This is a genomic window from Maricaulis sp. ABE4_448 (assembly GCF_056160825.1).
The window spans coordinates 333,645-354,221 of sequence record NZ_JBSWXX010000004.1; the positions used below are offsets into that span (position 1 = coordinate 333,645).

At 63.6% G+C, this 20,577-nt stretch carries 12 protein-coding genes; 9 read left to right on the forward strand and 3 right to left on the reverse strand.

Annotated elements, in window-relative coordinates:
- The first annotated feature begins 209 nt into the window (after positions 1 to 209).
- The 3 genes from ACXAJV_RS13075 to cysN all read left to right on the forward strand — a co-directional run bounded on the left by ACXAJV_RS13075 (position 210) and on the right by cysN (position 4,348).
- Complete coding sequence (locus ACXAJV_RS13075) at positions 210 to 1,337, forward strand: DegT/DnrJ/EryC1/StrS family aminotransferase (protein WP_475085868.1); 1,128 nt, start codon at positions 210 to 212, stop codon at positions 1,335 to 1,337.
- Between the two features lie 147 nt (positions 1,338 to 1,484).
- Positions 1,485 to 2,453, forward strand: a complete 969-nt coding sequence (gene cysD, locus ACXAJV_RS13080; protein ID WP_475085869.1) for a sulfate adenylyltransferase subunit CysD — start codon at positions 1,485 to 1,487, stop codon at positions 2,451 to 2,453.
- Positions 2,453 to 4,348 (forward strand): sulfate adenylyltransferase subunit CysN, encoded by a 1,896-nt coding sequence (gene cysN, locus ACXAJV_RS13085; protein WP_475085870.1) that lies wholly within the window; start codon positions 2,453 to 2,455, stop codon positions 4,346 to 4,348. The genes cysD and cysN overlap by 1 nt, the downstream gene beginning before the upstream one ends.
- An 84-nt stretch (positions 4,349 to 4,432) precedes the next feature.
- On the opposite strand, the gene ACXAJV_RS13090 is transcribed toward cysN, so the two are convergent.
- The 3 genes from ACXAJV_RS13090 to ACXAJV_RS13100 form a co-directional block, all read right to left on the reverse strand.
- The gene (locus ACXAJV_RS13090; protein WP_475085871.1) at positions 4,433 to 4,828 is read right to left on the reverse strand and encodes a hypothetical protein; all 396 of its coding nucleotides are present in this window, start codon (positions 4,826 to 4,828) and stop codon (positions 4,433 to 4,435) included.
- Between the two features lie 1,579 nt (positions 4,829 to 6,407).
- Positions 6,408 to 7,454: a 1,9-bis(guanidino)-5-aza-nonane synthase gene (locus tag ACXAJV_RS13095; protein ID WP_475085872.1), complete on the reverse strand. Its 1,047-nt coding sequence runs from the start codon at positions 7,452 to 7,454 to the stop codon at positions 6,408 to 6,410.
- Positions 7,451 to 8,704 carry a type III PLP-dependent enzyme gene (locus ACXAJV_RS13100; RefSeq protein ID WP_475085873.1) on the reverse strand — a complete coding sequence of 418 codons (1,254 nt, stop codon included), beginning with the start codon at positions 8,702 to 8,704 and terminating at the stop codon, positions 7,451 to 7,453. The genes ACXAJV_RS13095 and ACXAJV_RS13100 overlap by 4 nt, the downstream gene beginning before the upstream one ends.
- Positions 8,705 to 9,273: 569 nt before the next feature.
- On the opposite strand from ACXAJV_RS13100, the gene ACXAJV_RS13105 reads away from it, so the two are divergent.
- The 6 genes from ACXAJV_RS13105 to gspF all read left to right on the forward strand — a co-directional run bounded on the left by ACXAJV_RS13105 (position 9,274) and on the right by gspF (position 20,573).
- Positions 9,274 to 12,108, forward strand: coding sequence for a hypothetical protein (locus tag ACXAJV_RS13105; protein ID WP_475085874.1), 2,835 nt, complete (start codon positions 9,274 to 9,276; stop codon positions 12,106 to 12,108).
- A gap of 78 nt (positions 12,109 to 12,186) precedes the next feature.
- Positions 12,187 to 14,859 (forward strand): TonB-dependent receptor domain-containing protein, encoded by a 2,673-nt coding sequence (locus tag ACXAJV_RS13110; protein ID WP_475085875.1) that lies wholly within the window; start codon positions 12,187 to 12,189, stop codon positions 14,857 to 14,859.
- A 265-nt stretch (positions 14,860 to 15,124) separates the two neighbouring features.
- The gene (locus ACXAJV_RS13115; protein WP_475085876.1) at positions 15,125 to 15,883 is read left to right on the forward strand and encodes a type II secretion system protein N; all 759 of its coding nucleotides are present in this window, start codon (positions 15,125 to 15,127) and stop codon (positions 15,881 to 15,883) included.
- The gene (gene gspD, locus ACXAJV_RS13120; protein ID WP_475085877.1) at positions 15,883 to 17,841 is read left to right on the forward strand and encodes a type II secretion system secretin GspD; all 1,959 of its coding nucleotides are present in this window, start codon (positions 15,883 to 15,885) and stop codon (positions 17,839 to 17,841) included. Before ACXAJV_RS13115 ends, gspD begins: the two co-directional genes overlap by 1 nt.
- Entirely contained in the window at positions 17,831 to 19,348 is a 1,518-nt protein-coding gene (gspE, locus tag ACXAJV_RS13125) for a type II secretion system ATPase GspE (RefSeq protein WP_475085878.1), read from the forward strand. The genes gspD and gspE overlap by 11 nt, the downstream gene beginning before the upstream one ends.
- On the forward strand, positions 19,335 to 20,573 hold the full coding sequence (gene gspF / locus ACXAJV_RS13130) for a type II secretion system inner membrane protein GspF (RefSeq protein ID WP_475085879.1): 1,239 nt from the start codon (positions 19,335 to 19,337) through the stop codon (positions 20,571 to 20,573). Before gspE ends, gspF begins: the two co-directional genes overlap by 14 nt.
- The last annotated feature ends 4 nt before the right edge of the window (positions 20,574 to 20,577 follow it).

A 20,577-nucleotide genomic window follows, 5' to 3' on the forward strand; every position in this document is an offset into this window, starting at 1 on the left:
TTGAAACTCCGGACGTTCCAAAACGCGCCCGCAGCGCATTGCCGGCCAGGCCTGTTCCGGGCGGGCTGCAAGGTCCGGCGATCCAGCGCGGTTTGACGGTAGAATAGCGAAATGTTTCGTGACTTTGCGGGGCAGGGGGGCGCCTTTATAGCGCACCGGTATACCGCAGCGACAAGGCCCGCCGGCGCGGCGCCGAAAGGTGTTCCCTCATGACCGACATGATCCCCTTCATCGACCTTCAGGCCCAGCGGGCGCGCATCAAGGACCGCATCGATGCGGCGGTGATGAAAGTCCTTGATGAGGGGCGCTACATTCTCGGTCCGGAAGTCACCGAGCTGGAAACGAAGCTGGCGGAGTTCGCCGGCATGGGGCGCGCGCTGAGCTGCGCCAACGGCACCGACGCCATCCTGATCCCGCTTATGGCCTGGGGAATCGGCCGCGGCGACGCGGTCTTCGTGCCGTCCTTCACCTTCGCCGCTACGGCGGAAGTGGTGGTGTTGGCCGGCGCCTCGCCAGTCTTTGTCGATATCGATCCGGACACCTATAACATGTCGCCCGACAGTCTCGCCGCCGCCATCGCGGACGTGAAGGCGAAGGGTGAGCTGACGCCGAAGGCGGTGATCGCCGTCGACCTGTTCGGTCAGCCGGCCGACTATCCGGTCCTGGAGCCGATAGCCCGCGAGCACGGTCTGAAGCTGGTTTCCGATTGTGCCCAGGCTTATGGCTCGACCCTGGGCGGCAAGGCCTCGCTGAACTGGGCCGACGCGCTGACCGTGTCCTTCTATCCGGCCAAGCCGCTGGGCGCCTATGGCGATGCCGGTGCGGTGCTGTGCAAGGATGACGCCCTGTTCGACACGATGAAATCGGTGCGCGTCCACGGCGAAGGTGCGTCGCGTTATGAATACGCCCGCATCGGTCTCAACTCGCGTCTCGACACGATCCAGGCGGCGATCCTGCTGGCCAAGCTGGAGGTTTTCGCCGAGGAAATCCAGATGCGCCAGCGCGTGGCGGACGCCTATAACAGCCGGCTCGGCAATGCGGTGAAGACGCCGAAAGTCATCGATGGTGCCCAGTCGACCTGGGCCCAGTACACGATCGAGGTCGACGACCGCGACGCTTTCCGGGCGCACCTGGCCGAACAGGGTGTTCCCTCGGCGATCTACTATCCGATCCCGCTGCATCTGCATGTGCCGTATGCGTCCTATCCGGTGGCGCCCGGCGGTCTGCCGGTGACCGAGGCGGCGGCCGGACGTGTCGTCTCCCTGCCCATGCATCCGGACATGCCCGAGGGCGATATTGACCGGGTCGTGGCGGCGGTGACCGGTTTTCGCGGCTGACGCGGCCCGGGCGTGATTGCTGATACCATACGCGGTGCAGCCGAAAACCCCTGCTGCGGGTGGCAATCCGCGCTGAGCTGTCTTACATCGGCCTGAAACGAGGCTGGCCGGAATATCGACGTGCCATCCGCGAAGGTTGAGGGTGACATGAGCGATATCACGGCCACGGTCCGGGCGTATGCCGACCGCTTCAAGTCGGCGAAGACGCGCGAGCGTCCGCTGTCGGCGCATCTCAAGGCGCTGGAAGCGGAATCGATCCACATCATGCGGGAAGTGGCGGCCGAGTTTGCCAATCCCGTCATGCTGTACTCGATCGGCAAGGACAGCGCGGTGATGCTGCATCTGGCGCTGAAGGCTTTCTATCCCTCGCGCCTGCCCTTTCCGCTGCAACACGTGGATACGACGTTCAAGTTCCGCGAAATGATCACCTATCGCGATGCGCTCGCCGAGGCGCTCGGACTGGAGATGCGCGTCGAGATCAACCAGGAGGCCGTGGATCGGGGCGTGAACCCCTGGGACAGCGGCTCGCAATTGCATACGCAGCTGCTCAAGACCGAGGCGCTGCGGACAGCGATGACGCGTCACAAGTATGATGCGGCCTTTGGCGGGGCGCGGCGCGACGAGGAAAAATCCCGCGCCAAGGAGCGTATCTTCTCCTTCCGCGACGGCAATCACGGCTGGGATCCGAAGAACCAGCGCCCGGAGCTCTGGCACAACTACAACACCAAGATCCGCCAGGGTGAGTCGATCCGTGTCTTCCCGCTCTCCAATTGGACCGAGCTGGATATCTGGCAATACATCATGGAAGACGACATCCCGATCGTGCCGCTCTACTACGCGGCCGAGCGTCCGGTGGTCGAGCGCGACGGCCAGACCATCATGGTCGATGACGAGCGCCTGCCGCTGAAGGCGGGCGAAAAGCCCGAGCTCAAAATGGTCCGCTTCCGCACGCTGGGCTGCTACCCGCTGACCGGTGCGATCCTGTCGAACGCAACGACCCTCGAAGAAATCGTGCTGGAGATGCTGACCGCACGCACCTCGGAACGCTCCGGCCGTCTGATCGATCATGACGAGGCCGGCTCGATGGAGAAGAAGAAGCGCGAGGGATATTTCTGATGACCGTCCAGACTTCGCGCGCCGACGTGATCGCGCGTCTCACCCAGTCCGGCCAGCGTGGTGTGCTGCGCTTTTTGACCTGCGGCTCCGTGGACGATGGCAAGTCGACCCTGATCGGCCGTCTCCTCTATGACAGCAAGCTGTTGTTCGAGGACCAGATCAACGTTCTGGAAAAGGACAGCCGCAAGCATGGCACGGCCGGTGAAGAGATCGATTTCGCCCTTCTGCTCGACGGGCTCGAGGCCGAGCGCGAGCAGGGCATCACCATCGATGTCGCCTACCGTTTCTTTGCGACGGAGAAGCGCAAATTTGTCGTGGCCGACACGCCCGGACACGAACAGTATACGCGCAATATGGCGACCGGCGCCTCGACCGCCGACGTCGCCGTGATGATGATCGATGCGCGCAAGGGCGTGCTCGTCCAGACGCTGCGCCACACCTATATCGCCCGCATGATGGGCATCCGCCATATCGTGCTGGCGGTGAACAAGATGGACCTGGTCGACCATGCCCGCGGCCGCTTCCACGAGATCGTCGCCGACTATCTCAAGAGTGCCGACGATCTGGGCTTCGAGACCATCACGCCGATCCCGATGTCGGCGCGCTATGGCGAGAATGTTACCCGCCGCTCCGAGAGCATGTCCTGGCACCAGGGGCCGACCCTGCTGGAGCATCTCGAGACGCTGGACATCGACAGCGATGTGCAGAACGAGCCCTTCCGCATGCCGGTGCAGTGGGTGAACCGGCCCGATCTGAATTTCCGCGGCTATTCCGGCACCGTCGTCTCCGGCATGGTGCAGCCCGGCGACGCCATTGCTGTCGCCCAGTCCGGCCTGACGGCCACGGTCGAGCGCATCGTCACGGCCGATGGCGATCTGGACAAGGCGGTGGCCGGCGAGGCGGTGACGCTGGTGCTCGACCGCGAGATCGATATATCCCGCGGCGATGTCATCGCGGCGGCCGAGGCTCGCCCGGAAGTGACCGACCAGTTCGCGGCCGAGGTGCTGTGGATGTCCGGTGACGATCTCCTGCCCGGGCGCTCCTACCTCCTGAAGATCGGCACGGCGACGACGCCGGCGACGGTCTCGTCGCTGAAATACCGGGTCGACATCAACACCTATGAGAAGAAGCCCAGCCGCAAGCTGGAGATGAACGGCATCGGCCAGTGCAATCTGTCGACCGCCCGTCCCATCGCTTTCGATCCGTATCACAAGATCCGGGATATGGGCGCCTTCATCCTGATCGACCGTTTCACCAACCAGACGGTGGGTGCGGGGATGATCGAGTTCGGCCTGCGCCGCGCCTCGAACATCCACCATCACGCAATGGATGTGTCCAAGTCCGACCGGGCCCAGATCAAGGGCCAGAAGCCGGCCATCCTGTGGTTCACCGGCCTGTCCGGCGCCGGCAAGTCGACGGTCGCCAATATCGTCGAACGCAAGCTGGCGGCGGCCGGTCACCACACCTATTCGCTCGACGGCGATAATGTGCGTCACGGGCTGAACCGGGATCTGGGCTTCACCGACGAGGACCGGGTGGAGAATATCCGCCGTATCGGCGAGGTCGGGAAACTCTTCGTCGATGCCGGGCTTCTGGTCACCTGTTCCTTCATCTCGCCCTTCCGGTCCGAGCGCCGCATGGTGCGCGAACTGGTGGAGGGCGACGAGTTCGTCGAGGTCTTCATCGACACCCCGCTGGAAGTCTGCATGCAGCGCGACCCGAAGGGGCTCTACAAGAAGGCCCAGGCTGGCGAGATCAAGAATTTCACCGGTTTCGACAGCCCCTATGAGGCGCCCGAGACCCCGGAAATCCGGGTCGACACCTCGCAGATCTCCGCCGAAGAGGCTGCCGACCAGGTGATCGCCAAGCTCAAGGAAATGGGCCGGCTCGGCTAGGTTCGCCGGATCGCCGGAAAGTATAAGCGCCGCCGCGGGTTGACCTGCGGCGGCGTTTTGCTGTGCGCGCCGGCCTGGGGCAGATCAGCCGGGCGTTTCGCCGCCCGGGCCGGAATTGGCCTCTTCCTCTACCCGCCGCAGGACGGCATCGATATCGATCCCGCATTCGCGGGCCGCTTCTTCCAGATTGGTCTCGCCAAATGCGCGGAGCTCCGCAAGATACTGGGCGTCATCGTCTGCCTTGTTGAGGGCGTGGAAGCGCTGACCGAGCAGGACGAAACGGTGAGACAGGCCGAGCCAGCGTTCGGCCCGGCCCATCTCCTGGTCCATCAAGGCCATTTTTGCACTGTCGAAGGATATCTCTGCCGCGCGGCCCGGTGTAATGCGCTCGACGATCTTCATCAGGATTTCGGGCGGCCGCTCTTCCGGCGGCGTGCTGCGGCGGGCGCGACGGTGGGAGGAGGGGCGTTTTCTCGACATGTCGGTGTCCTTCAGGTCTGCGGCTGGATGAAACGGCGCGCGTGCGCCTTTGGCGTCACGGCGGTTTCGCCTGGCGGTATGAGGGCGTGCGGGATGCCGGCCGGAGCCGGGGGTTTATGTGTTTGTGTGAGTGGCGCCGGAGGCATCCCGCACACGGAGATTTACCCGGGTCCCTTGCGGGCCCCGTCTCGAAACCGGCGGGGACGGTCCGGTCGAGCTTTTTGCCGGTCGTCCCTGCCGATGGCCTCGCCGGAGCCTGCCGTGGTCAACCCGGCAGGCGCGGACAAGCTCCGTACTCTTTGCACCCCCGGATAACCGGTCCGGGCCTCGAGCGGTGCGAAGACGGGGTGATTATGCGGGAGGTGCGAGGGGGTGGGGACAAGTTTTTCCGATTGTCAGCCAGGCCAGCCCTCTCCGCGACGGGGGAGAGGGATAAGCGCGAATTTGTCCCGGCCGGATGGCCCGCGAAGGCGGGCCGCAGAGCCGGGACCGACCGCGGATCGCTTTCAGCGATGAGTCTCCCGTCGGTCCCGGACAGCGCTGCCGCGCTTCCGGGAAAACGGGAGGGGAGAGAGGGAGTTTCCGTTGCCTTTGTGTGAGGCATCCACAGAACAAGCCTTGCATGTCATGCCGGGAAAGGGCCTCAGTGTATTCGTCCGGTCAAGGGCGCCTCCGGCGCCGCATGGCGGGCAAGCCCCTTGACCGGACGAATACACTGAGGCGGACTGCCTGCAAGACGTTCAAGGCGGGGAAGCGAGCGGGGAGCTCGCAAAGTTTTTTGTAGTGTCGGAAACTGGTTTGCCACCGCTTTTCGGGTGTTTGCAACGTGAACTGGGGGGGAGAATGTCGCAACAAGCCAAAGTCTCAAACAAGCCAGTGCATCGCTATACGTGTCTCGCATCTGCGCTACATGTCTTAAGTAGCAACAGTCTAACGCTTCTCCCTACAGCAAGTTGGGAAGATGGAAATGATAGAGAATACATGCGAATTTACAGTGAGCGTGCCGAAGTAAAATGCGTATTGGCGCTCTGCCTAACGTCCGCGTCGGAAACCAACCACCATTGGAGCGTTTTTGCATCGGGCTCTGACGGGGTTCGATTGGTCATGGACCGATCAAAGCTCCAAGAGGCAGTGAGTTCTGATTCTTCAGTCGAATTCCTCCCCGTTAGGTATGAAACCTTGCAAATCTTGAGGAAAAAGCGACCAGAAGTGAGCCAGTTGCCATTTCTGAAGCGGTACCCCTATCGAGGTGAAGAGGAACATAGGCTTCTATATAGATCGAAAGAGGAAATCGACAGCTATCAGCTCACTCTTCCTCCGGGGACGGTTAAGGAGGTTGTGCTCAGTCCGCGACTGCACCCAGATCTTGTGGAGGTAACGAAAACGGCTATCAAAAATGCGAGCAAAATTGCCGAAAATGGAAAAGGTGAAAGTGTGCTAAAGGTTTATCGATCAACTCTTTTGAGCAATGATGAATGGGTGAAACTGGCAAGTAATTGATCCCCATTTGCATAAATACAGCAAAAAAGCCCCGGCGCAGCGCACCGGGGCTCTTTCATTCCAGCTCTGTCCTTGAACCTCAGTCCTTGAACATATCCCCATAGCGGTGGCGCGGGCGCTTTTCCCAGGCCTTGCGGTGGTAGACGTCGGAGACGATGACCGGGGCCACTGTGCTCGCTTCGGCGTAGACCATCTGTTCCAGGGCCACGTCCACCTTGCCCCAGGAACAGGCTTCCTTGAGGGTGGAGGAGGAGCAGGCGCCGTCGCGCACATCGGCGACGGTGATCTGGACGGCATAGGCGTGCATGGGCACTTCCTCGCCGAGGATTTCCGCGCACACGACCGTGTCCTGGGCGAAATTCTTCGGCACGCCGCCGCCGACCATGAACAGGCCGGTCGTGCCGGCCTTGATCTTGATATCGGTCAGCTCGCGGAAGTCGGCCACGCTGTCGATCGACAGGTAGGGCTTGTTCGCCTTCATGCGTTCCACCTGGTGTTTCACCAGGCCGAAGCCGGCGGAGCAGTCGGAGAAGGCCGGGCAGAAGATCGGCACGCCCTGCTCATGGCATTCCTGCACGAGCGAGCCCTGCTTCTTGGCATTGCCGTCGGCGAGCCATTTGCCCATCGCCTTGATGTAGGAGCGCGAGGAGCGCGGCCCCGGCTCGAGCATGTCGGCGATTTCCTGCGTGACGTGATCGCACGCCTGCAGTTCTTCCTCGTCGATATAGGTGTCGTAGATGCGGTCGATATAGAGATCGCGCAGTTCGCGGTCGTCCGGGATCTCGCGGGCCTGGTAGTGTTTGAAGCCCAGGGCCTCGAAGAAATCCATGTCGACGATGGAGGCGCCGGTCGAGACGATGGCGTCGACCATGTTGTGACGCACCATGTCACGCCAGACATGCATGCAGCCGCCTGCGGACGTGGAGCCGGCCAGGGTGAGGATCACCGAACAGTCCGGATCGGCCACGGCAGCCTGCAGGATGCGGGCGGCGCGCGCAGCATCGCGCGAGGTGAAGGACATCTTCTCCCAGCTGTCGATCAGCTCGCGGCCGTCGAATTCCGTGATGTCGATATGATGGATCGGGTTGGCGAGCAGCTCTGCCTTCCGGTTCGACATATCGGTCATGCGCGTCTCCTGAGTTTGGGGCGGCGCCGGCGGGCGCGGGCGAAGGAAATGACCGTCGCTTCGCTGTCGTCGGCCTTGTCGGGTTGAGCTTCGAACATAGACGGCCAGGGCATGTCCTCAACCGTTACGTATTCGATGGCACCGAACCCGTTGAAATTCGTCGCCAGCGCGGTGCCGTAGGCGCCGAGCATGCCGATCTCGATAATGTCACCCTCGGCGATGTCGGCCGGCAGGTCGAAGGGGCCGGAAATGGCGTCCATCGAATCGCAGGTCGGGCCGTAGAGGCGGAAGGATGCGGTCTCGCCGTCGGCGTCGCCGGCGGTGCCATTGCCCTTGCGGCGATGCACGCGGACCGGGAAGGGCCATTTAGCATGCGCCGCGTCGAACAGGCGGCCATAGGCGCCGTCATTGAGATAGAGGGCGTCGCCCTTGACCAGCTCGACCCGCGTGAGAACGCTTTCCGCCTCGGCGACCAGGGCGCGGCCCGGCTCGCACCAGAGGTCGGCATTCTCCAGCACCATCATCTCCTCGAACGCGTCCTCGATGGACGAGATGTACTCGTCCATCGGCGGCGGGGTCATGCCCGGATAGATCGAGGGGAAGCCGCCGCCGACATCGACGATATCGACGGTCACGCCGGCCTGGGCGATGAGGCGCGAGGCCTCCAGCATGGCCGAGCGATAGGCGGAGGGCTGCATGCACTGGCTGCCGACATGGAAGCTCACACCGAGCTCCCACGCGTGGGAGCGCGCCTTGCGGATCAGGTCGGACGCCTCATAGGCAGGCGCGCCGAACTTGCCGGCGAGCGAGAACATCGCACCGTCATTCGACACGGCCAGGCGCACGATCAGGATGAGATCGTCGGCGTGGTTCGTCTCCTCGAGGATCTTGACCATCTCCGCCTCACAATCGAGGGCGAAGATGCGCACGCCGAATTCATAATAGGCGCGCCGGATCGACTCGCGGCTTTTCACCGGGTGCAGGAAGGCCATGCGGGCCTCGGGGCACCGTTCGCGGACGAGCTGGATCTCCGGAATCGAAGCGACGTCGAAGAAGCGCGTGCCGTTGGCATACAGCACGTCGAGAATCCACGGGCTGGGATTCGCCTTCACCGCGTAGAGGACTTCGCCCGGAAAGTTTTCCTGGAACCAGTGGCTCGCTTGTGCAACGCGATCCGGACGTGCGCAGACGACCGGGCTTTCTACGTGCCGTGAACGGACCAGGTCCAGGGGAGTATGGTACGTGTGCAATTCACGTGACCCCCTGTTGGCAGTTAACCCAATCCGGCATCGTCGCCTCCGCCGGGAGAAGCGCGGATAAAGTCAAACACGGGCTGTGTAAAGCACGAATTTTCGCTCGGACGCACTTTGTCATGTCGGGGGTCATTTCGGGGCCCCTTCGGTTGCTGAACGAGACTTTAGTGTTGCGGTTTGGCGCTGGAAGTGCAACCGCCCCGGTAATCAATCCGTATAGAAATCAATAAATGCCGACAGTCAGCTTGTCTGATTCCGGCCTTCGAAGACGTGAGTTCCGTCAAACAAGTGTCATGTTGCGGATTGTCGCAAAAATTTCAATTTCGGGTTCTTCCGTTGTTGCCGAATTGCCACGGGCGCGAAACTCCCTGCATGGACAGGATCTAGTGGTCCTCCGTGTGATGAATCCCCATCCTTGGTGACGTGGCCTCCCCGATCCACTGACTGTCAGCCCGTTCTTTGTCATTCAGTCGTTACAAAGCTGATGTTTATCCCCGGCCCAAGCGGCTGGGCCGGAATGCGCCGGCGCCACCGTGGTCGAGATTCATTCCTCTTGGGGGTCTTCCATGTCGGTGAAGCACAATTTCCGCAAGCTCCTGCTTGTGACCACGTCCTGCGCGTTCTTTGCAGCGTGCGCGGATACATCCATCTCCTCTCCGGGTGCTGAAGACCCGGGCACGCCTCCGGGCGGTGGTGGCGGCACCCCGCCGCCCGCCGGTCAGACGATCGATCTGATCCCGGCCGGTGGTTGCGGTACGGGTTCGATCCGCGAAACCTCCGTCACCAATGGTGATGTCACCATCAATGCCTGTGAAATCACCGGCAACATCACGTCCAACACGACGATTGCCCCGAATGCCGGCGTGATCATCACGGGCCCGACCTTTGTGGGTACCGATGACGGCGCCACCGGCGGCGGCGGCGCTCGCGCCACCCTGTCCATCGGTGCTGGTGCCACGCTGTTCGGCGCGGCCGGTTCCGATTACATCGTGGTGGCTCGCGGCTCGCGCATCGAAGCACAGGGCACGCAGGACTCCCCGATCATCTTCACCTCGCGTCAGGACGTTGAAGGTTCGGTCGGCGAGAACGACAAGGGCCTGTGGGGTGGCCTGGTCATCAATGGCCGCGCACCGATCAATGCCTGTACCGACGCCACGGCGGTCGGCGGTTCTGCCGATTGCGAAAAGTCCGGCGAAGGTTCTTCGGGCCTGTTCGGCGGCGCCGATGCAGCCGACGACTCCGGTATCCTGAACTTCGTCCAGGTCCGCTTCGCCGGCTTCAAGGTGAACAATGAGGACGAGCTGAACGGTATCGCCTTCCAGGGCGTTGGTTCCGGCACCCAGGTCGACTACGTCCAGGTCCACAACAACTCGGACGACGGTGTCGAGATGTTCGGCGGTGCGGTCGATCTGCGTCACCTGGTGCTGACCGGCAATGACGACGACTCCATGGACTATACCGATGGCTGGCGCGGCCGCGCCCAGTTCGTGCTGGTCCGCCAGGGTCCGTCCGGTGACCAGGGCTTCGAGTTCGACAACCGCGGCGGCAACGACACGGCGAACAATCTCGAGCCGCGTTCCAACCCGATGATCTCGAACTTCACCCTGATCGGTAACCGCAACGGTACTGGCTCGAACGACAGTGACCAGGGCATGCTGATCCGTGAAGGTACGGCCGGCCGTCTCTATAACGGCATCGTGGCCGACTTCGGCGACGACTGTATCGACGTCGACCAGGACGCCACCTTCGCCCGCATCGGTGCGGCGACCGATCCGCTGGACATCCAGTCGGTCGCGCTGGACTGCGTGAACAATTTCGACGAGAGCACCGGCGATCCGGTGGACCTGTCGGATTGGTTCCTGTCCCGTCCGAACAATGCCGTGATCTCCAACACCCTGAACGGCGTGTTCTCCGGCCCGGCCGAGCAGGCCGTGACGGCGTTCGACGTGAACGGTGCCGACAGCTGGTTTGAAGACGTCGACTACATCGGTGCCTTCGCCGATGACGAGATCGCCGCTTCTAACTGGGCCTCGGGCTGGACCTACAACCTGTTCGAAGATGCCGGCTGCCCGACGGGTACGACGGAATCCGCCGAGACCATCGACGGTGCCCGCGTCTGCCAGATCACCGGCAACATCACCTCCGACCTGCGCCTGACGCGCGGCAACATGTACGAGCTGATCGGTCCGGTCTTCGTCGGCGTCGACCGCGGCCCCGATCCGGCCAGCCCGCTGCCGTCCGGCATCGAAGCCACGCTGACGGTCGATCCGGGCGTCACGGTCTTCGGTTCGGCCGGCTCCGACTACATCGTCGTGGCCCGCGGTTCCGAGCTGCGCTCGAACGGTACCCGCACGGCTCCGGTGATCTTCACGGCCCGCACCGACATCGACGGTACGGCCGGTGTGAACACCAAGGGTCAGTGGGGCGGTCTGGTCATCAATGGCCGCGCGCCGATCAACGCCTGTACGGATGCCACCGCCACCGGCGGCACGGTCGACTGTGAAAAGTCCGGCGAAGGCTCTTCGGGCCTGTTCGGCGGCGCCACGGCCGACGACAACTCCGGTTCCATCACCTACACGCAAGTCCGCTTCGCCGGCTTCAAGGTGAACAATGAGGACGAGCTGAACGGCATCGCCTTCCAGGGCGTCGGTTCCGGCACCTTCGTCGACTACGTCCAGGTCCACAACAACTCGGACGATGGCGTGGAAATGTTCGGCGGTGCGGTTGACCTGCGTCACCTCGTGCTGACCGGCAATGACGACGACTCCATGGACTACACCGATGGCTGGCGCGGCCGCGCCCAGTACGTCATCGTCGTCCAGGGTGCCTCGGGCGACCAGGGCTTCGAGTTCGACAACCGCGGCGGCAACGACACGGCGAACAATCTGACGCCGCGTTCCAACCCGATGATTGCGAACTTCACCCTGATCGGTAACCGCAACGGTTCCGGTTCCAACGACAGTGACCAGGGCATGCTGATCCGTGAAGGTACAGCCGGCCAGCTCTACAACGGTCTCGTCGTGAACTTCGGTGATGACTGCATCGACGTCGACCAGGACGCCACCTTTGCCCGCATCGGTGCCGCCACTGACTCGCTGGAAATCCAGTCGGTCGCGCTGGACTGCGTGAACAATTTCGATGAGAGCTCGGGCGACCCGCTCGACCTGTCGGACTGGTTCCTCGCGCAGCCGAACAACGCCGAATACACCAACTCGCTGACCGGCTTTGCCTTCTTCAGCGGTGGTACGGGCGTGGTTCCGGGTTCGGCCGAGACGGGCCTGACCTCGACCGACGTCAACGCCCTCGACGCTTGGTTCGAGCCGGCCGGCTATGTCGGTGCCGTCGAGAACGCTGGCGACACCTGGTACCAGGGCTGGACCTTCGTTCCGGCGCAGCAGTAACGCAGACGCGGCAGGTCCCGGGTGTGAGAGCACCCGGGACCTGCAGCATCGTTTAATCGCAGTCTCATGGTGATGAAGATGCAAACTACACGATATGCGCTCTCGGCTGCGTTGCTGGCGTCAACCACGCTGGTTCCGGTCGCCGCTTTTGCGCAGGACGCTCCGTCCTCCGAAGCCGAAGATGTCATCACGGTCCGCTACCAGTACATTCCGGATGACCGCCGCGTCACCTCGGAAGTGTCAGCGGCCCTGTCGATCGACGACCTTGAAACCACCGGCGATAGCGACCTGGCTGCGGCCTTGGTACGCGTCACCGGCCTGTCGACCACGGGCGGCAAGTTTGTCGTCGTCCGCGGCCTCAACGAACGCTACTCCAACACGCTCCTGAACGGCTCTCCGATGCCGTCTCCGGAGCCCTTCCGTCGTGCGGCGCCGCTCGACATCTTCCCGACCAATGTTCTCTCGAACGTTCTGGTCCAGAAGACCTTCTCCCCGGAATTCCCGGGCGAGTTCGGCGGCGGCGTGATCGGTGTCGAAACGGCAAACCTGCCGGACGACCGCTTCCTCACCATCGGTGTGGGCGGTAGCATCGACACGGTGACGACGGGCAATAACGGCCTGACCTATGACGGTTCCGATACGGACTGGCTGGGTTATGACGACGGCATGCGCGATCTTCCGGCCGAACTGGCAGAGATCTTCAATACCACCCGCGTCGGCAACAACCTGCCGGCCGCGCAGCAGCAGGCCATCGGCCGCGCGCTGGTCAATTCGGAACTCTGGGTGCTGCAGACGGTCGACACGGACGCCAATGGCTCCATCGACATCAGCGCCGGTGAGCGTTTCGACTTTGACGGTTTCTCGCTCGGCGTCACCGCTGCGGGTTCCTACTCGAATGAGTGGGTGACGCGGGAAGGTATCCGCGGTTACGCGGGTGTTGACGGTGACTCGGCCCGTTACATCAACGGCCCGCCCAATGAAGACTTCACCGATGTGGTCGCCGATCCGGCCGATGCCAGCAACAACTATATGGGCACGGAAAACATCATCGATGTGTCCGGCATGCTGTCGGTCGGCATCGACTGGTACAATGATCACGAGATCAACTTCCTGACGATGGCCCTGCGTTCGACCTCGAAAGAGGCGCGGACCATTTCCGAGTTCAGCGCGGGCAGCTCCGGCGTGTTCCGTACTGACAGCACGGAATGGTTCGAACGCGAAGTCCTGTTCAACCAGCTGTCTGGTGAGCATGTCTTCTCTTTCCTGGGTGATCTCGCCCTGGACTGGCGCCTGTCCGACGCCACCGCGACGCGGAATGCGCCTTACCAGCGCTCCTACCGGTATGAGTACACACCGTTGGGTCTGCAGTATGGCGGCAACGTCTCCGACAACCGCACCACCTTCTCGGAAATCGAGGACAATACGCAGGACGCCGGTTTCGACCTCGCCCTGCCTGTCACGATCGGCGATTTCGACATCGAGCTGAAGGGCGGCATGTCGCTCACCAGCCGCGAGCGTGAAGCCTACACCCGGACGTTCTCCTTCGAACAGGGCGGTGTCGGCCTGCCGCAGGATCTGCGCTACAGCCGGATCGACTACATCCTGTCGCAGCAGAATATCGTCGACGAGCGTCTTCGCCTCGTTGAGACCGGCGGTCTGTCCTTCCCGGAGGCCTATGAGGGCCGGATGAATGTCCGCGCCTACTACGCCGGTGCCGATGTGGCCCTGAACGACTTCGTTCGTGCCGCCGTGGGTGCCCGTTTCGAAGACGGCGTCCAGAAGGTCGACACCTTCCCGTTCCCGGCAAATACGCTCGACAGCGGTCTGCTGGAGACCCGCATCGAGGAGGACTACATCCTCCCGGCGGTGACCCTGACGTGGACCTTTGCCGACAATCTGCAGCTGCGGACCGGTTACTCTCAGTCGATCGCCCGCCCGCAATTCCGCGAGCTGGCCTTCGCCGAGTTCTTCAACACCGACACCGACCAGCGTTTCCAGGGTAACCCGTATCTCGTGAATACCGAGATCGAGTCCTACGATGCGCGCCTGGAATACTATTTCGGTCGTGATCAGTTCGTGACCGTGGGCGCCTTCCACAAGATCCTGGAAAACCCGATCGAGGAATTCATCCTCCCGACGGGTGACACGCTGGGCACGTCCTTCATCAACGCTCCGGAAGCCACGCTGACCGGTGCCGAGCTGGAGTTCGAGAAGGTCTTCGATCTGTCGGACCGTTGGGATCGTCCGTTCTTCAATGACCGCGAATGGTTCATCAAGACGAACTACACCTACATCCAGTCGGAAGTGTCGGCTGACGGTACGGTGACGATCGCACAGGGTGCCTTTGGCCAGCCGCGTGCCAACGTTCTGGATGCTGCCGGCTTCATCGAAGACGGCCGGGCCCTGCAGGGTCAGTCTGAACACCTGTTCAACGTCCAGGTCGGCTTCGAGACCTTTGACGGCCGGGCCCGCGGTGCGCTGCTGTACAACTACACCGGCGAACGTTCCCGTGCCGTGGCCAACCTGAACACGGCCAGCCCGGAAATCATGGAAGAAGTGCCGAGCTCGCTCGACCTCGTCTACAGCCGTACGGTTGAAGTGGCGAACGCCGACTGGGACTTCGGTTTCTCGATCCGGAACATCCTGGGCGACAACTATGAAGCCAACCAGTCGGGTGGCGGTGTCGACGTGATCGTCGACTCGTACGACATCGGGACGGAGTTCTCCTTCTCGGTCAGCCGTAGCTGGTAATACGCATTCGGACGGGCGGGCCTTCGGGTCCGCCCGTCTGCATTCATTCGACGATTAATCCCGAAACGTCGTAAAACTGACGTACGCCGCGTGTATCGGGGAGCGGATATCCGAAGCTTCGATACGGCGCCCCCGGGACGGGCGCCGAACGCCGGTTCGAAGCGGATGGCGACCGAAGGGACAGGCGATCATCGTGACGCATCAGTCGCAATCACTGCCGGCCGGACGGGGAGGGCGAGCGCGCCTTCCGCGCAGTCTCGCGAGCATGCTCGCTCTGGCCGAACTCCTCCTGCTCGCCGGCCTGACCTATATCGCTGCGCGCCTGATCTGGCTCATCGCCTTCGGTGCCAGCGCAACCGATTTCCAGCAGGAGCCGGCCGACGCCGGCCCGCGCTTCGGCGGCGCGCCTACCTACCAGGCCGACCTCACCCAGCTGGCTGAAACCGACCTGTTCGCCGACCGGCGGGCTGTACCTGTCGATGCGGCGCCCGTTGCGGCAGCCATCCAGGAAACCAGTCTCGATCTCACCCTGCGGGGCATCCGTCGCGGTGCGACGCCGGACAGTGGCGGCGCCATCATCCAGATCCCCGGCGGGCGCCAGAGCTTCTTTGCCGTCGGCACCGAAATTCTTGATGGCGTGACGCTGGAGGAGGTGCATGTCGACCATGTGCTGATCCGCCGCCGCGGCATCGCCGAATCGCTCTTCCTGCGCGACGAGGACACGCCGCGCGGGGCCGCGGCGTCCTCCGCCGCTGGCGGCCAGTCTGTCGCGGGCCTGTTTCGCGCCGAGCCGGTGCGTGAGGGCAATCGTCTGACCGGTTATCGCGTCAGCGAGGCCAGTCCGGCACTCCTGTCGGCGACTGGCCTGCGCAATGGCGATGTGATCACGGCCGTCGATAGCCGTCCCGCCGCCGATATTTCCGATCTTCCCGCTCTCTTCCGCCGCCTGCGCGAAGAGGACGGTTTCACCCTGTCGATCAATCGGGGCGGCCTGCCCCTGACCCTTCAAGTGGACCTGCCGTGATGACCGATTTCGTGAACCGACTGATTGCGGGCCTCTTGGCGCTCGCCCTGTCTGCAATGGCGCCGGCTGCTGTTTCTGCCCAGTCCGGTGGCCAGGGCAGCGTCGTCAATTTCAACCAGGCCGAGATCCAGGCCGTGATCGACGATGTGTCGTCGGTGACAGGCCATACCTTCATCGTCGATCCCAATGTGCGCGGCCGGGTGACCATCACCTCGCAGGCGCCTTTGACGCCGGACCAGTATTTCCAGGTCTTCCTGTCGACCATGCGGGTGCACGGCTTTGCCGTCGTGCCGACCGCGTCGGGTGCCTACCAGATCATTCCCGAACAGGCCGGTGCGCGCACGTCAAGCCCGGTCAATGCCAACCTGCGCGGCGACCAGTATGTCACCGCCGTGGTGCGCCTGACCCATGCGGGCACGCGGGATGCGCTGACCGTGGTGCGGCCGATGGTGAGCCCGAACGGTTTCGTCAACGCGGCCGAGGGCGGCAATGCGCTGGTCATCGTCGACTATGCGGAAAACGTGTCGCGTATCCGCCAGGTCCTGCGCGATCTGGATCGCGATACCTCGGTGGTCGAGATGGTCGAACTGTCCAATGTGTCCGCTGGCGAGATGTCGCGCATCATCGAGACCATCCGTACCCGTAACACCTCAGGCGAGGAAGATATGGCGTTCGGCGTCACCGTGGCGCCGATCCCGGCCTCGAATACGGTCGTGCTGCGTGGCAATCGCGAGGCGGTGGCCGAGATGATGTCGCTGATCCGGCGGGTCGATGGCGTCAGCCGCTCCAACCAGGGTTTCCGTGTGATCTATCTCAGCCATGCCGATGGCGAGAACCTGCTGCCCATCCTGCAGCAGGTGGTGGAAACCATGGCCGATGACGAGACCATGGGCCGGCGCCCGTCTGTTTCCTATCACGCACCGACCAATGCCGTGGTCGTCAATGCCGATCCGGACATCCAGCGCGAGCTGGAGCTGGTGATCCGCCAGCTCGATATCCGCCGTCCGCAAGTGCTGGTCGAGGGTATCGTGGTGGAGATGTCCGACACGGTCGCCGACGAGCTGGGCGTTCAGATGCTGCTGGCCGGCGGTGAGGGTGACGCGCCCCTGGCGATGACCCGCTTCGGTTCGAACACACCGGACCTTCTGGCGCTGACCGGCGCCATCGCCTCGCCGGGCGCCGACGACAGCGACCTCAACGACGGCCTGCGCCAGGCTGCGTTGAACTCCCTGCTGGGCGCTACCGGTGGCACGATCGGTTTTGGCGGACAGAATGGCGATGGTACACTGTTCGGACTGGTGCTGAACGCGGTGGAGAGCGACATCAATTCCAACGTGTTGGCCACACCCTCCATTCTGGCCATGGACAATGAGGAAGCGTCCTTCTTGTCCGGTCAGGAGATTCCGGTGACGACCGGCGAAGTGCTCGGTGATGACAATTCCAATCCTTTCCGCACAGTGCAGCGCCAGGAAGTCGGTGTGCGCCTGCATGTGCGTCCGCAGATCACAGAGGGCAATACGATCCGCCTCCTGATCGAGCAGGAAGTCTCCTCGGTTGCCGGCACGGTGAGCGACGACACGACCGACCTGATCACCAACAAGCGTGAGATCCAGACGACGGTGCTGGCCGACAATGGCGAGATCATCGTGCTGGGCGGCCTGATCCAACAGGAAGACGAGGATTCGGTGAGCGGCGTGCCGGGCCTGTCCCGCGTGCCGGGTGTCGGCCGTCTCTTCCGGTCCGAGGGCACCGAGCGCCGCCGTACCAATCTCATGATCTTCATCCGCCCGACTATTATCCGCGACGAGGCCGACATGCGTGCGGTGACCGATAATCGCTACGGCTATATCCGCAGCCAGCAGATCGCCAGCGATCCGCAGGGTGCGAGTTCGCTGGAATCCATCGTCGAGATGATGATGGTCGACATGCCGCGGGGCCGCGCCGACGATGGCGAGTGAGACGGATACCAGCCCGGCCCGCGAGGCCAGCCCGGTCACCTATGCCTTCGCCCGCCAGAAGGGCGTCGCCTACCGGCCCGGTGCCGAGCCGGCCTTCCTTTTGCGCCAGGGCGGTGACCGCCGGGCCTTGCTGGAAGTGCGGCGCGTGGTCGGCGCCACGCATCCGGTCGTCGAGTGCGATGCCGGCCGGTTCGACCAGGCTCTGTCGGATATCTATGCCTATGCCGGCCTGGGCGCCGACAGTGCGGATGCCGATGCGGCAGATGGCGAGAGCCTGTCCCAGCTGATCGACGAGATCCCCAAGACCGAGGACCTGCTGGACAGCGCGTCCGACGCGCCGATCATCCGCCTGATCAATGGCATGATCGCCGAGGCCGTGCGCACGGCCGCGTCGGACATCCACGTCGAACCCTTCGAGGACCGGGTCTCCATCCGCTATCGCGTCGATGGTGTGCTGCACGAGACGGTCTCGGTCTCACCGCGCCTGGCGCCGCCGCTGGTCAGCCGGATCAAGGTGATGGCGCGGCTGGATATCGCGGAAAAACGCGTGCCGCAGGATGGCCGTCTGACGATTGCCCTGGGCGGCAAGTCGATCGATGTGCGTGTCTCCACCCTGCCGTCGCGTCATGGTGAGCGCGTCGTGCTGCGTCTGCTGGACAATTCCCAGGCCCGTTTCCGCCTGGACGATCTGGGCATGCCCCAGACCATGCTGGCCGACATGAAGAAGGCGCTGGCCCAGCCCAATGGCATCATCCTGGTCACCGGCCCCACGGGCGCGGGCAAGACCACCACGCTCTATGCGGGGCTCAACCTCTTGAACGAGGAAACCCGCAATATCCTCACCGTCGAGGATCCGGTGGAATACGCCATCGACGGGATCGGGCAGACCCAGGTCAACGCCAAGGTCGGCATGACCTTTGCCGCCGGTCTGCGCGCCATCCTGCGCCAGGACCCGGACATCGTCATGGTCGGCGAGATACGCGATGTCGAGACAGCGCAGATCGCAGTCCAGGCCAGCCTGACCGGTCACCTCGTCCTGTCCACCGTGCACACGAATTCCGCCATCGCTGCCATTCCCCGCCTGCGCGATATGGGCGTGGAAAGCTATCTTCTGGCTTCCACCCTGTCGGCGATTATCGCCCAGCGTCTGGTGCGCCGGCTCTGCCCGCATTGCCGCGAGGCCTACACGCCGGATGCAGGCGAGCTGGAACTGCTGGGGCTATCAGGCCGTAGCGATGTGACGCTGTACCGTCCGGCAGGCTGTTCGCACTGCAAGCAGACCGGTTATGAGGGCCGCACGGGTGTCTACGAGATCGTCGTGATCGACGACACGCTGCGCAAGCAGATCCATGACGATGCGCGCGAAAGCGAGATGGCGGCCCATGCCTTCGCCCGCCGCCAGACGCTATTCCAGAACGGGGTCGACCTGGTTCTGGCCGGCACGACCAGCCTGTCCGAAGTCCTGCGCGTCAGCCGCGAGGAAGGGGAGCGCAATGCCGGCGTTTGAGTATGAAGCGCTGGATGCCCGCGGGAAGAAGTCGAAAGGCCTGATTACCGCGGACAGCGAGCTGGCAGCCCGTCGAGAACTGCGCGGCCGCTCGATGGCGCCGCTCTCCGTGCGTTCGGCCGATGGCCGGCGTGCGGCTGCGGCGGCAGGCGACCAGACGTCATTGACGGACCAGCTGCGCCGTCAGGACATCTCCAGCCGTGAACTCATGCTGGTCACACGCCAGCTGGCCAGTCTGATCGGCGCCGGCATGCCGATCGCCGAATCGCTGGGCCTGCTGGCCCGCCAGGGCGGCCGCCACAACATGCAGCGGGTGCTGATGGCGGTGCGCGCGCGCGTCTCCGAAGGCGACCGCCTGTCGGTTGCGATGGACGGTTTCCCCAAATCCTTCCCGGCCGTCTACCGCGCCATGATCGCGGCGGGCGAGGGGGCGGGCGGTCTGGGCCATGTGCTCGAACGGCTGGCCGATTATCTGGAAAAGGAACAGGCCGTGCGCAACCGGATCACCGGCGCGCTGGTCTACCCGGCGGTACTCACCGTGGTCGCGATGGGCGTGGTGACAATGCTGATGACCTTCGTCGTGCCGCGCATTGCCGAACAATTCACCGGCATGGGGATGGCGCTGCCTCTCCTGACCCGGGTCATGATCGGCCTGTCGGGCGCGTTGCAAGCCGGCTGGCCATTCATTCTCGCCGGGCTCGTCCTGCTGATCGCGGGCGGGGCGCTGGCGCTGCGCCAGGCGCCGGTGCGCACTGCGTTCGACGGGCTCATGGTGCGGTTGCCCCTGCTGGGCGGCTTTCTGCGCAAGGCCGAGGCGGCGCGGTTCGCCCGCACGATGGGCATCCTGATCGAAGGCGGTGCGGTGCTGCCGGACGCCCTGCGCGCTGCGGCACGCGCCAGCGGCAATCGTGCCATCCGCAAGCGGATCAGCCAGGTTGTCACCGATGTAGAAAGCGGCCGCGGTCTTTCGGATGCGCTTTCCACGCGCGGCCGCTTCCCCGCCCTGATGCTGTTCATGGTTGCGGCCGGGGAGCGCTCCGGCGCTCTGGGAGAAATGTTCCGCCGTTCCGCGGACCAGATGGACCAGGAGATCGACGGCGCCATCACCGTCGGGCTCAACCTTCTGGAACCCGGCATCATTCTCGTCCTGGGTGTGGTGGTGGTGCTGATCGTTCTGTCGATCCTGCTGCCCATCCTGCAACTCAACACTTTGGCACTTGGCTAGGGAG